The sequence below is a fragment of the Streptomyces nigra genome (assembly GCF_003074055.1).
Lineage (GTDB): Bacteria > Actinomycetota > Actinomycetes > Streptomycetales > Streptomycetaceae > Streptomyces > Streptomyces nigra.
In genome coordinates this window covers 2,732,342-2,744,205 of the sequence record NZ_CP029043.1, presented here as the reverse complement: position 1 = coordinate 2,744,205, position 11,864 = coordinate 2,732,342, and the positions used below count along the sequence as shown (strand labels likewise).

10 protein-coding genes and 1 pseudogene are annotated in these 11,864 nt (G+C 71.7%); 5 read left to right on the top strand and 6 right to left on the bottom strand.

The annotated features are described in order from the left end of the window. Positions 1–115 precede the first annotated feature (115 nt). A complete protein-coding gene (locus DC008_RS12660; protein ID WP_055623390.1) occupies positions 116–343 on the bottom strand; it encodes a hypothetical protein in 228 nt (75 codons plus the stop codon). Between the two features lie 533 nt (positions 344–876). Between DC008_RS12660 and DC008_RS12655 the strand changes: the two genes are divergently transcribed. From DC008_RS12655 to DC008_RS12645, 3 genes are read left to right on the top strand one after another with little or no spacing between them, the layout of a single operon-like run. Then, complete coding sequence (locus DC008_RS12655) at positions 877–3,033, top strand: helix-turn-helix domain-containing protein (protein ID WP_108707073.1); 2,157 nt, start codon at positions 877–879, stop codon at positions 3,031–3,033. A gap of 2 nt (positions 3,034–3,035) precedes the next feature. Continuing rightward, entirely contained in the window at positions 3,036–4,025 is a 990-nt protein-coding gene (locus DC008_RS12650; RefSeq protein WP_108707072.1) for a hypothetical protein, read from the top strand. 1 nt (position 4,026) lies between these two features. Then, positions 4,027–4,905 (top strand): DUF6339 family protein, encoded by an 879-nt coding sequence (locus DC008_RS12645; protein WP_108707071.1) that lies wholly within the window; start codon positions 4,027–4,029, stop codon positions 4,903–4,905. A gap of 33 nt (positions 4,906–4,938) precedes the next feature. Here DC008_RS12645 and DC008_RS12640 read toward each other — a convergent pair whose 3' ends face one another. From DC008_RS12640 to DC008_RS12625, 4 genes are all read right to left on the bottom strand, one after another. Continuing rightward, on the bottom strand, positions 4,939–6,300 hold the full coding sequence (locus DC008_RS12640; RefSeq protein WP_108707070.1) for a DNA cytosine methyltransferase: 1,362 nt from the start codon (positions 6,298–6,300) through the stop codon (positions 4,939–4,941). Positions 6,301–6,311: 11 nt separating this feature from the next. Beyond that, positions 6,312–7,307 carry a DNA cytosine methyltransferase gene (locus DC008_RS12635; RefSeq protein WP_108707069.1) on the bottom strand — a complete coding sequence of 332 codons (996 nt, stop codon included), beginning with the start codon at positions 7,305–7,307 and terminating at the stop codon, positions 6,312–6,314. Further along, on the bottom strand, positions 7,304–7,705 hold the full coding sequence (locus tag DC008_RS12630) for a very short patch repair endonuclease (RefSeq protein WP_108707068.1): 402 nt from the start codon (positions 7,703–7,705) through the stop codon (positions 7,304–7,306). The genes DC008_RS12635 and DC008_RS12630 overlap by 4 nt, the downstream gene beginning before the upstream one ends. Before the next feature lie 121 nt (positions 7,706–7,826). After that, on the bottom strand, positions 7,827–8,849 hold the full coding sequence (locus tag DC008_RS12625; RefSeq protein ID WP_108707067.1) for an SEC-C domain-containing protein: 1,023 nt from the start codon (positions 8,847–8,849) through the stop codon (positions 7,827–7,829). Positions 8,850–8,980: 131 nt separating this feature from the next. On the opposite strand from DC008_RS12625, the pseudogene DC008_RS12620 reads away from it, so the two are divergent. Further along, positions 8,981–9,774: pseudogene (locus DC008_RS12620) on the top strand (class E sortase); the annotation flags it as partial. A gap of 22 nt (positions 9,775–9,796) precedes the next feature. Here the strand turns inward: DC008_RS12620 and DC008_RS12615 are convergent. After that, complete coding sequence (locus DC008_RS12615; RefSeq protein ID WP_108707066.1) at positions 9,797–11,218, bottom strand: MFS transporter; 1,422 nt, start codon at positions 11,216–11,218, stop codon at positions 9,797–9,799. A gap of 68 nt (positions 11,219–11,286) precedes the next feature. Between DC008_RS12615 and DC008_RS12610 the strand changes: the two genes are divergently transcribed. Continuing rightward, positions 11,287–11,814, top strand: a complete 528-nt coding sequence (locus tag DC008_RS12610; RefSeq protein WP_055623399.1) for a winged helix-turn-helix transcriptional regulator — start codon at positions 11,287–11,289, stop codon at positions 11,812–11,814. Positions 11,815–11,864 lie beyond the last annotated feature (50 nt).

Sequence of the window (11,864 nt, the reverse complement as noted above, 5' to 3'; positions counted from 1 at the left end):
AGCGCGCGCGGCCGGCCCGCCCGGGTCGATGGGTACGCCTATGTGCTGGTGAGACATCTTCAGCCGACGGGCGAAGATGTCGGTGATGGGTGCCCGAGAACGGCCGAACGGCAGCTCAGTCGCTATGTCCGTCGGAGTGGGGGAGCGTGTCCGGGAGAACCTGGACGCGCTTGGCCAGTTCGGGGAACCTGTAGACGAATTCTTCCTCGGACAACTGGTGCTCGCGAAGGATACGGCTCGCTTCCGCCTTGCTCCCAGCCATCCAGATGCTCGTGTGGAACGAGCTTAATTCCCGGGACGACTCCAGTTGAAAGTAGTCGCCATTGTCCTGCTCTTCGGTCATGACGTGACCCACCCCCGATATATTTCGCGTAATCCTCGTCGATCTGCGCAGGGGTGAGCATATGGGTCTGCAACACCCGTGGGAAAACTGTTGTCCGATGAGACGAGATCCCCCGTGAAAACGCTAGCGGAGAGAAACGTTCGACCGCCAGCACTTTCGTTGAAGTCCTTGCCCGGAGCGGCACCTCCGGGCGGTTCTGCCTGAGGGTGGACGCACCTCTCCCAGGGCCGCCCTGGAATCTCCTTGCGAGATTCGAAAAGCGAGCTGGGTATCCCAACGTCAACAAAGGTATCGGCGGTCACTCGAATGTGCAAGTCCCAATCTGGCGCCACCTAAGGGGAGTTGAGCGTTCCGCTTGGAGGTGGGTCACAGAGGCGCATTGGGTGGCAAAGTGGACAAATGGGGTGTCATCTCAAGGTCGTTCGAGGGGTGGAGCGAGGTCAACTGCCAATTGACGTGGCGGCTTGTGTCAAATTAGCCTGCTGATCGCCGGTCCGATCCGTCGTGGGACGCCGAGGAAGAGCAGGTAACGCGTGGAGACAGGTGAGGAGTTCGGGCCCTGGCTGGCCCGACAGCTCAAGCTCTCGGGGAAGACACAGGCCGAACTGGCCGAGGAGCTCGGGCTGACGAGGGCGGCCGTGTCCGCCTGGATCACCGGCCGGTCGACGCCCCGCCCGACCGTGATGACGGACATCGCGAGGGCACTGGGCACGGACGTGGGCACGGTGCACACCCGCACCACCGACACCCGGGCCGGCCTGCCCGTCACCTGGTACCACCGCCCCGGTTACCCCGACGGAGGGCGTGACCTGGGAAATGCCGCGGCCTTCGCCTTCGATGCCGATGTGCAGGTCCTGGCCCGTGAGACCTGTCAGAACAGCCTCGACGAGCGCCTGACGGACAACGGCCGCCCGGTGCGGGTCCGCTACACCCTGCACGAGCTGACCGGTGAGGCGCTCGACGCCTTCCGCGAGGCGATCCTGTGGAACGATCTGTTCCCGCACTACTCCGCGGTCTCGGACACCGTCGGCAGCCAGAAGGTCGGCAGGGTCGTGGACGCCGGGGTGCGCGACATGTACGAGAAGGGCCGACTGGTCCTGCTCCGGGTCGACGACTACAACGCGTCCGGGCTCATCGGCGACGACTACGCGGACGGCAAGTTCGCCGCGGTGGTGAGGCGTCAGCTGGAGAGCCTCAAGTCGGGTCCGGCCGCCGGTGGTTCGTACGGCCTGGGCAAGGCGACGCTGTGGGCGACCAGCGCGCTCGGTCTGGTGCTCATCAACTCCACCCTGTCCGAGCCGCATGAGGGACGCACCGAGCGACGCGTCATCGGCCGTCTCGAACTGCCCTGGCGCGAGGTCGACGGCCGGCCCTACGCGGGCCCCGCCTGGTTCGGGCGCCCGGACCCGGACACGCCCGGCGCCGACGTCGCCCGTTCCTGGTGGGCCGACGAGGAGACCGTGGCCCGTCTGCACCTGACCCGGGAGAGCGACGAGCCCGGCACGTCCTTCCTCATCGTGGGCGCGCACGACGTGGCCAGCCTCGACGACCACGCGTACGGCAGCGACATCGACACCGAGGAGGAGATCCCGGAGGAGGAGAACGGCGGGGACACCCGGGACATCCGGAAGATGCACCGCCGTCTGGTCGAGGCCCTGGGACGGGACTTCTGGGCCGCGATGATCGGTGGAGGCGGCAAGCTGCCCCTGCTGGAGGTCTCCGTCCGGACCCTGCGCAACGGCGAGGTGGTCGTGCCGGAGGAACAGGTCGACCCCTCCGTCGAGCAGCCCTCCCGCACCCGTGCCCTGCGCGCCCACTACGAGGGCACCACGGTGGACCGGCTCACCGAGGCCGGTCAGGTCGCCACGCGGACGGTCCCGCTGAGGCTGCCCCTGTCCGGGGGCGCCCGGGGCACCCTCGGCACGCATCAGGCGGTCCTGCTGGTCACCGAGGCGGCCAACGACAAGGACACGCCGAAGAACCAGGTGCACTCCTTGCGCGGCAATCGCATGACGGTGAAGAAGGCCGGCGTCCCGAACCTGCCGCTCGGCACCAATCCGTTCCAGGCTGTCCTCCTGGTGGGAGAGGCCGCCGGTGAATCGGCGCCCTTCGCGAAGGAGGCCGAGGACTTCCTGCGGGCCGCCGAGCCCCCCGAGCACGACCGCTGGGGGCAGACGGAGGAACTCACCCTGCGCTGGTCGCCCTCCGCCTACCGCCGCATCAACACGCTGACGACCGAGGTCAACCACGCCGTCCGGGAACTGGTCGCGCGGCCGAAACGGGGCGGGAGCCAGGGCGGTGAGGCGCTGCGCAAGGCACTGACGGTGAAGACACGTCCCAAGGCCAAGGCGCCCGGCGGTCCGGTCGTCCCCGTACTGGACGGGCTCGACGCGACGATCGGCGACGGCGGCGAGTGGCAGATCACCGCTGAGGTGAGCATCCCGCGCGGCGACGAGATCGTTCCGATGGTTCCGGTGGCGCAGCTGGACGTGCGTTCCGGCGGTCGCCCCCGACTGGACTGGGCGGAGCTCGTGGCCCTGGAGGGCTGCGAGGTGGAGGACGGCATCCTGCGCTTCCCGCCGGGCACCCGACGCGCCAAGTTCCGCGGCAGCACCGACGTCACCAGCCACCCGGTCCGGACCACGCTCACCCGTCTCGTCGTCGAACTCCGTGCCGGCAAGGGGGAGTGACCGTGAAGATCTACCCGTACAAGAGGCTCAACCGGCCGATCACGGTCAGGGTGACGTCGGTGTCCCTCAAGCTCTCCGACGGCACCCGCGACCAGCTGGAGACCACGGCGTACTCGACCCAGCAGCAGGCGGTGGCTCTCGGGATCGCCGGCCACACCGACTGGGTGAGCGCCACGATCGGGCTCTCCGCCACGCTGCCGCCCGGAGCGACCGCCGAGGAAGCGGCCTGGTCCGATCTGCGGGTCCTGGCGGTGCTGACGGACGGAGAGACCAACATCCGCACGGCCACGGACCTGACCCGGGACACGGGAGACGGTCGGGACTGGTCGGGCTCGGTGGAGGTGCTGCGCGACAACCACCTGAGCCGGGCGTCGCTCGCCGTGCACGCCGTCGGGACCGTGGACGGGGTGCGCGGGCGGTCGATCGCGGAGACGGACCGGAGCTGGATCGTCGACACGGTCTCCGAGGAACCGGTCCGCGGACTCCAGTTGGACGTGCAGAAGGCCTCGTTCAGCAGGAGCTCCCGGGACTGGCTGCGCGCCTATGCCGACGTGCCCTGGATCGTCGACACCTCGGCCCGGGTCCCCACCGTGTTCGTGAACACCGACATCGAGGGGTTCTTCGGGCTGCTGGACAGCAGCGGCTCGGGCGTGGACAGCAAGGTGCGCGACCTCCTGGTCGCCCAGATGGCCACCGACGTGTGGACGGCCGTGTTCCACGGTGCCATCGGCGACCTGGAGGTGGAGCCGGGAGGCGGACCCGTCTTCCCGACCGACTGGCAGGGCGAGGTGCTGCGGGAGATGCTCCCGGACGTCGTCCCCGGTGTGCACGTCGAGGAGGCCCTGAGGCAGGTACACCGCCGCCGCACCGGCGACTCGGGCTGGGTGGAGCTCCAGACCCGCATCCACTACGCGGCCGCACGTCGTGCCGATGCCACCAAGGCGCTCGCGTACGCCATCCGTGGTCTGGAACAGATGAACCGGGAGAAATGACGTGATCAGCAAGCCCAACCACGTTCCGGATCGCCTGGCGTTGCTCGCGGCCTCGGCCGTCGACCCGTTCCTGACCGAGGAGTTGCTCAAGGCCGAACAGGTCCATGGGGGCATCGACCTCGCCAAGGTCGTCGAGGAACTTCCCGAGGACGACATCAGATGGTCGGCCGAACCGATCCGGAGCCTCGTCGACGACGCCATGTACGCGTTCCGCGACGACCGCACCCGAGCCGACGCCTGGCTCGCGCCCCGGCTGCACGCCACGCTCCGGCTGACCCGGCGGGAGGCGGCGGACAGGCGCCTGTGGAACCACATCGCCCTGGCGATCGCCCCCGACTACGTGGTCTGGCGCCACTTGTCCGAGGCGACGGCGAACAGGCCGGTGCGACGGGTCTCCGCGGACCGCTTCCGGGGGCCGGCGGACCGGCAGTGCTTCTCGCGTCTGTGGTGGGCGGCGGAACTGTTCCGCAACGGACCGGACTACGCACCTGTCGAGATCGCGTGCGGCAACCAGGACCTCATCCACACGGTCCTGCGCATGGAAGTGATCGACCACCGCCCCACGGCCCAGGCGCTGGTACGCCTGCTGAAGAGCGGCCGGGTCACCACCGGACGGGAGATCAACGGTCTGAGCATGGCGATCAGCACGGCGGGCGCGACCCTGACCTACGACGTCCTCGGGCCGGACGAGCCCAGGGACCCCGTTCCGCTGCGGGAGTGGATCGCCGAGGCGAGCACTGCGCCCCCGGTCGCCCGACACGGGCTGCCGGAGGGACCGGACGAGGACCCCGTCCCGGAGGAGTCCGTAGACGCGCTCACGGACTACTTCATGGAACTGTTCGAGACCGCGCCGATCAGGGGCCGACGAAGCGGCGACTGACCGGGAACGCCGACGGCGCCGACGTCTCGGTGCCTAGTCCGCCTCCGACTTCGCGCGAGCACCGGCGGAGGAACGGGCCGGGGCCTGGTCCGCGGGGTCCGGGCAGCGGGCGGTGCAGGAGTCGGCGAGACCGCAGCCGTGACTGCGCAGCTTGGCCTGCTCCTCCTTCGTGGCCGGCACCCACGGCCGGCGCAGGACGTCCGGGTCCGGCACGGGAAGCCCGAGGGCGGCGCTCAGCAGGTGCGCACCGAACAGGGGCGGTACGGCGTTGCCCACCTGCTGGGCCTGTGCCGTACCGGACCACGGGTAGTCCGGGGGGAAGCTCTGCAGCATCCCCGCCTCGTTCATGCTGAACCGCGCGCCCTCGCGGACCACGTGCTCGTCGAGGTGCTCGAAGACCACGAACCGGGAGATCCGGCCGGTGACCGTGGCGGCGGGCTGCCGGTCGGTCCGCACACCACGCCTCCCGGGCAGCCCGGAACTGCCGTAGTTCGAGCGCACGAGGAACGGCGTGCGCCGACCCGGATGACCGCCCACCGGGTCGGCCAGGGTCTCGCCCATCGACCTCCAGGGCGCGAGGCCGCTGTCACCGCTGTCCGTGGGGTCCGAGTCCAGCGGCTCGATGTCCTGGTCGTCGAGGGTCGGTTGCAGGACCGCGTTCGCGGCCTCCGCGGCTTCCCGGTTCCAGGCCTTCGCCTCGTACGCGCGGTGGGTCGGCGGCGGCAGGGACGGCCGGCCGAGGCCCACGCGTCGAGCGATCAGCACCGCACGGGACCGTGTCTGCGGCACGCCGTACGTCTCGGTGGCGAGGACGTCGACGACGACCTCGTACTTGGTGCCGTCCGGAAGACCCGTCTCCCGCAACACCTTGGCGTAGTGGTTCCACACGGCCACCACGGCGGGGACCTGTTCCAGGACGATCACGTCGTACGGACGCCGGTCGCGGTTGGCGCTCCTGGTCGCCTGGATGGCATAGCGGAGGGGTTCGAGGACCAGCGCCGTGCGCGGGTCGGTCAGCTGCTCCAGGTCCGCGTCGATCTCGTCGTCGGGGTCACCGGCCATCAGGCGTTCGATGTAGCCCTTGACCTCCTCGAGCGCCTTGCGGCCCGCGCCCTTGCCGGCCACCGAGTACGTCTGGCACGGAGGTCCGCCGGCCAGGATGTTGATCTCCGGCGGCAGGGACTCGAAGGCGTCCCTGCGGACGGCGCTCACATCGGCGTGCAGGGTGTCCAACCCGGCCGCATAGCGCGTCAGGCAGGCGCTTCGGTCCCACTCGATGCCGAGGCTCGGGACATCGAGCGCGTGTCCGGCGACGTCCAGACCTCCGGGTCCCGCGAAGAGATCAAGGACAAAGGGCTTGTCGAGGATGGACTGGTGTGGCGCCGCGCTGGTCATGTGGCGGAAGTCTAGCCGGCGTGGACGGTCGCGGAATCCCCGTCCAGCGCTTCGACGAAGGCACGGCCCAGTGCCTCGCCGACCGGAGGGGGCGTCGCATGCCCGATCTGCCGGTAGCGGGCGGTCTTGCGCCCGGTCACGGCCCAGGAGTCGGGGAAGCCCTGGAGCAGCGCCGCCTGCTCGACTGTGATCCTCACCATGTGGTCCCGGCCGAGCGCAGGGTTCCAGACGAAGTCCGGGCCGGGAGTCTCGTCCCCCAGGCTGCCGGCGTTGACGCCCAGGGTCGCCCAGGTGCGCTTGGCCCCGGTGGGCCCCAGGTCGGCTCCGCCCCGGTTCTTCGAGCCCCCGACGAGGGTCGGCGCCGGTCGGTCGGCCTGCGCGGCCCAGCGGTCGGCGTCCGGCCAACCGCGCGCGGCCATGGACGCCTTCAGGGCGGCACCCACCGTCGCCGGCTCCGACACGGTCGGCGTCGGCGGGAGGAACGCACCGGCCCGATCGCGGTCGACCGCCACCAGGACGCCCTGTTTGCGGCTCTGGGGCACGCCGAAGTCGACGGCGTTGGTGACGAACCAGTTGAACTCGTATCCCAGGTGGGCCAGTTCCGCGTGGGCGAAGTCGCGGATCGGCCGGTACTCGTCGGCGTGGGCGAGTCCGGGGACGTTCTCGATGAGCACGGCCCGAGGCCGTATGGCGTGCACCAGGTAGACGGCGGCCTTCAGCAGGCGCTCCTCCGTGTGCGAGTCCGCCCGACCGACGGTCGCACTCGATCTGACCCGGGGCAGGCCCGCGGCCAGGAGATCCACGTCATGGCTGACGGGATGCTCGGCCGGGTCGAAGTCCAACAGATCGGTCTGCAGCACGTTCCAGTGCGGTCTGTTGTGGCGGAGGGTCCGGCATGCGTCGGCGTCCTCGTCCAGCAGCAGGACCGACCGGAACCCCGCGCGCTCCAATCCCAGCGCGAGCCCACCGCCCCCCGAGCACACGTCGACGAAGGTCGGAGCGGTCATCGATGTCTCCCCCGGATCGGTTCGGCACGGCGACGCTCCACGGTCGCCGCCACAGCCACCACCACGTCCTCCGGGGACTCGTGCTCCCAGAACCGGAGCACCTCCCAGCCGGCTGCCGTGAGATGCGCGGTGGTCTCCGCGTCACGCGCCATGTTGCGGTCGAGCTTCTGCCGCCACCACTCGGCGTTCGACTTGGGCTGTGTCGCGTGCACCGGGCAGCCGTGCCAGAAGCAGCCGTCGATCAGGACGGCGACCTTGACCGAGGTGAACGCGATGTCGATACGTCGACGCGCCATCCCCGGCACCGGGTACTCCACGCGATAGCGCAGTCCCGCCGCGTGCAGGAGGCGCCGTACCGCCAACTCGGCGGCCGTGTCCTTGCTGCTCTGTCTGCTCATCCGAGCCGACACGGCGGGGGAGGAGGGGATGGCACCGGACACAACAGCATTCTGCCGGCGCGCCGGGGGTGTGGGGCCGCCTTCCTCGGACGGCCGCCCCGCACGCGGATCCGGGCCGGCGTCAGCCCGTCGTGTCCGTCCCATGGCACTCCCCATACACCCGCCCCGACCCGCACCAGCAAGCCGCCCCCCGCTGCGGGGGCCAGGCGATGGCTCGGCCTCGGGCGGCCAGGGTGGTCGCGTACTGGGGGAGGAGGGTCGGGTCGTCCGGGGAGGAGAGTTCGGAGGCGGCGAAGGCCTCGTAGGAAGGGACCGTGCCGGTGACGATGCCCAGGTTCGGGGTGCCGGAGGCGGACAGTTCGCGCAGGGACGTCTCTATCGTCGCCAGGTGCTCGTCGTGCGAGGGGTACTCGGCGGACAGTGACGGGTACGCCGTCAGCAGTTCCGTCAGCTCGTCCGCCGGCCAGCGCAGCATCGCCACGGGGAACGGGCGCGACAGGGCCTCCCGGTAGGCGCCGAGCTCGGCGCGCAGGCGGGAGATCTCCGCCTCCAGCTCCGCCGGGTTGTCCGAGCCCAGGGACCAGACCCGCTTGGGGTCGTGCAGCTCGTCCAGGGACACCGGCATCGAGTGCAGGGTGTCCGCCAGCGCGTCCCACTCGTCGTGGGCCAGGCCCAGCATGCGGCGGACCCGGTGGCGCCCGAACAGCAGCGGATGCGTCGCGTACGGCGGTTCCTCGACGTCCCTCAGCAGCAGGCGGGCCGCCTCCGTGAACGTCTCCTGCGCCTGCTCCAGTTCGTCGTGCGCCTCCAGCGACTCCGCGACGATCACCCAGGGGGCCGGGTCCCGCGGCGCGGACGCGCGGACGCCGTCGATGATCGCCCTGGCCTCGGCCTCGTGGCCGTACTCCCAGAGGTTGGACGCCTTGAGGGCCCGTACCAGATGGGGGTTCTCCAAGGGAGCCGACGACGCGAGCAGGCGGTCGTAGAGGGCGGTCGCGGCGGGGCGGTCGCCGGACAGTTCCAAGTGGGCCGCGGCGCGCAGGAGCAGGGCCTCGGCGTCCTCGGGGTAGATACCGGCGGTTCGCTCCAGGCGTGCCGCCTCGGCGGTGTGGTCGACGTTTTCGGCAGGCGTGTCGGGGCGCATGGGGGACACCGTACTGCGCGTGGATGTCCGTGGAGAGGACGGAGGGGGGAGGAAAAGGGTCCCGAAGGGGCTGGGAACCGCGCGCCGTCGGCCCTATCGTGCGGGCGGCTTCGGCGGAGGGGGCGGCTGTGATGGCGGAGCGGGTGCGCGTCGTGCGGCACGGCCGGCTGCGGCGGCGTGCCGTGGCGCGGCGGGTGGTGTGGAGCGCGGGGGAGGTCCTCGTCACCGTGGGCGCCGTGCTCGCGCTCCTGGTCGTGCACCAGGTGTGGTGGACGAACCGCGAGGCCCGGGCGAGCGCGGAGCGCGAGGTGCGCGCCCTCGAGCGGGACTGGGGGATCAAAAAGACGGCGGGGATCAAAGAGACGGCGGGGATCAAAGAGACGGGCCACATACGCGTGGCCCTACCGCCGCGAGCGACGGTTCCCGTACGACCGTCCCGTCGGCCCCCGCCGACCCCCGCACCCCCTCCACCAAGGCCACCCGCACCCGCCCCCACGCCGTCCTCTCCATCCCCCGTCTCCATCTCCGCGTCCCCGTCGCCGAAGGCGTCGCCCGGCGTGGGGCGCTCGATCAGGGGTGGGTCGGGCACTATCCGCGCACCCAGCAGCCGGGGGAGGCCGGGAACGTCGGGCTCGCCGGGCATCGGAACACGCATGGGGAGCCGTTCCGGCGTCTCGACCGGCTCGGGGCCGGGGACGTGGTGCGGATCGAGACGCGGGCGGCCGTCCACACGTACGCCGTGGACCGGGTGCTGCCGCGGACCACGCCCGGGGACGGCGGTGTCCTCGCGCCCGTCCCACGTTCCGGCGTCGTGCCCGGGTACGGCTATACGACGCCGGGGCACTACCTCACCCTCACCACCTGCACCCCGCAGTTCACGTCGACGTACCGCCTGGTGGTGTGGGCGAAGCTCGTCTCCGTCCGGGGGGCGCTGACCCGCGGGGCGGTCAGGCCGTCCGCTCCCGGAGGGCCGCCACGGCCGCCGCCGCGACCAGGGCCAGGACCGCCGAGACGACCAGGGCGATGTCGCCGCCGTGGGCCAGGCCGCCCTTCGTCGAGGTGACGACGGCGATGGTCAGGGCCACACCGGCGCACGAGCCGATGTACCGGAAGGTCTGCTGGGCGCCCGAGCCCATCGCGGCCCGCTGAGGCGGCACCGACTCCACGGAGAGCAGGGGCAGCGCGGCGTTCAGCAGACCGCTGCCCACCCCGGCGACGATCAGGCCGGGCAGCAGCCGGGTCCAGGTGCCGGAGCCGAGCGCGCCCAGCAGGGCCAGGGCGCCGGCCGCGTGCAGCGCGAAGCCGAGGGCGAGCTGGAGGCGCGGTGCCATCCGGCCCGCCAGTCTGCGGGCCTGCAGGGCCACGGCGAAGGACAGGCCGGACCACAGCAGGAACAGCCAGGCCGTGTCCATCGCGGACAGGCCGAGCGTCTGCTGGAGCAGCGTCGGCAGAAGGCTGAACAGGCCGATCACCGCGAAGCCGGTGAACAGTCCGCCGGTGGAGGAGGCCAGGAAGCCGGGGCGGCGGAGCAGGCCCAGGTCGATCATCGGGGTCGCCGTGCGCCGCTCCACGACGGCGAACAGGCCGAGGAGGAGCACCGTCGCGAGGAGGAGCAGCGCGACGGGGGCGCGCAGCCAGCCGTCGCGACCCAGGGTCAGCGCCGCGACCAGGGAGACCAGCGCCAGGCCGAAGGTGACGGCGCCGGCCAGGTCGGGGCGGCCGCCGCGCGGGGCGCGGGACTCGGTGAGGGCGCGACGGGACAGGCCGGCCACGACGAGCGCGGCCGCGCCCAGGACGGCGTAGGTGACCCGCCAGTCGGGCATCGCCCCGGCGACGAGGGGGCCCACGGCGATGCCGCCGCTGACGAACGCGCCCCATACGCCGGTGGCGTGCAGCCGGCCGCGCGGGCTCGGGAAGGCGTGCACGATCAGGCCGAGGCTGCTGGCGAGAAGGGCCGCGCTCGCGCCGCCCTGCGCGACCCGGGCCAGCGTGAACAGCCAGGTCGAGCTGGTCAGCGCGCCCAGCGCGGTGGTGACGCCCAGCGCCAGGGTGCCCGCGACGAAGATCCGGCGCCGCCCGTAGTCGTCGGCGAGGCTGCCCGCCACCAGGAGGACGGCGGCGAGGCCCAGCGGGGTGCCGTTCAGGAGCCACGCCTGGGCGGAGAGCGGGGTGTGCAGATCGGCGGCGGTCTCGGGGAGCGTGACCATCGGGGCCGTGTACGTCATCAGGGCCACGGCGGTGGCGGCGCTGGTCAGCGCGAGGGTGGCCCGGCCCGAGCGGGGCGAGGCCTCCTCGGCGGGCGGCGAGGTCGCGACGGCGGTCGGCCCGGGGGCCGCGGCGACGTCGGTTCGTTCAGTGAACTTGGGCATGCGTCACACCGTAGCATCGTCGGTCTGTTCACCGAACCAAGGAGGTGGAAAGCTGTACAGTGGACGTCATGGCACTGGGCAAGGACTACGCGACGCAGGACTGCTCGATCGCCCGCGCGCTGGAGGTCGTCGGCGAGCGGTGGACGCTCCTCGTCGTCCGCGACGCGCTCTACGGCGTCCGGCGCTACAACGACTTCCTCGTCCACCTCGGCATCCCGCGCGCCGTCCTGGCCGCCCGCCTCCAGACGCTCACCACGGAGGGCGTCCTCGCCAAACGCCGCTACCAGGAGTCCCCGCCGCGCGACGAGTACGTCCTCACCGACCGCGGTGTCGCCCTGTGGCCGACCCTGCGGGCGCTCGGCATGTGGGGCCGCGAGCACTTCGGCGACCGGCCGCTGCGCGTCTTCCGGCACGCCCCCTGCGGGACCGGGCTCGGGGCGTACGGCGAATGCCCCGCCTGCGGGATCGTCGTACCCGCCGCCGACGTCGAGATGCTGCCGGGACCCGGGCTCGACCCGGAGCCGGCGGATCCGGTCAGCCGGGCCCTGCTGCGGCCCAAGCGGCTGCTGGAACCCCTCGAACTCGAGCCCGCCTGACGGCCGTCCCCAGGCTGGGCGGAACGAACCCCTCCCGTCGGACGTCCTGT

Coding starts and splice junctions, on each gene's coding strand:
- DC008_RS12610 (WP_055623399.1), top strand. CDS start 11,287: ATGGCACTGGGCAAGGACTACGCGACGCAGGACTGCTCGATCGCCCGC.
- DC008_RS12635 (WP_108707069.1), bottom strand. CDS start 7,307: ATGACCGCTCCGACCTTCGTCGACGTGTGCTCGGGGGGCGGTGGGCTC.
- DC008_RS12630 (WP_108707068.1), bottom strand. CDS start 7,705: ATGAGCAGACAGAGCAGCAAGGACACGGCCGCCGAGTTGGCGGTACGG.
- DC008_RS12625 (WP_108707067.1), bottom strand. CDS start 8,849: ATGCGCCCCGACACGCCTGCCGAAAACGTCGACCACACCGCCGAGGCG.
- DC008_RS12640 (WP_108707070.1), bottom strand. CDS start 6,300: ATGACCAGCGCGGCGCCACACCAGTCCATCCTCGACAAGCCCTTTGTC.
- DC008_RS12660 (WP_055623390.1), bottom strand. CDS start 343: ATGACCGAAGAGCAGGACAATGGCGACTACTTTCAACTGGAGTCGTCC.
- DC008_RS12615 (WP_108707066.1), bottom strand. CDS start 11,218: ATGCCCAAGTTCACTGAACGAACCGACGTCGCCGCGGCCCCCGGGCCG.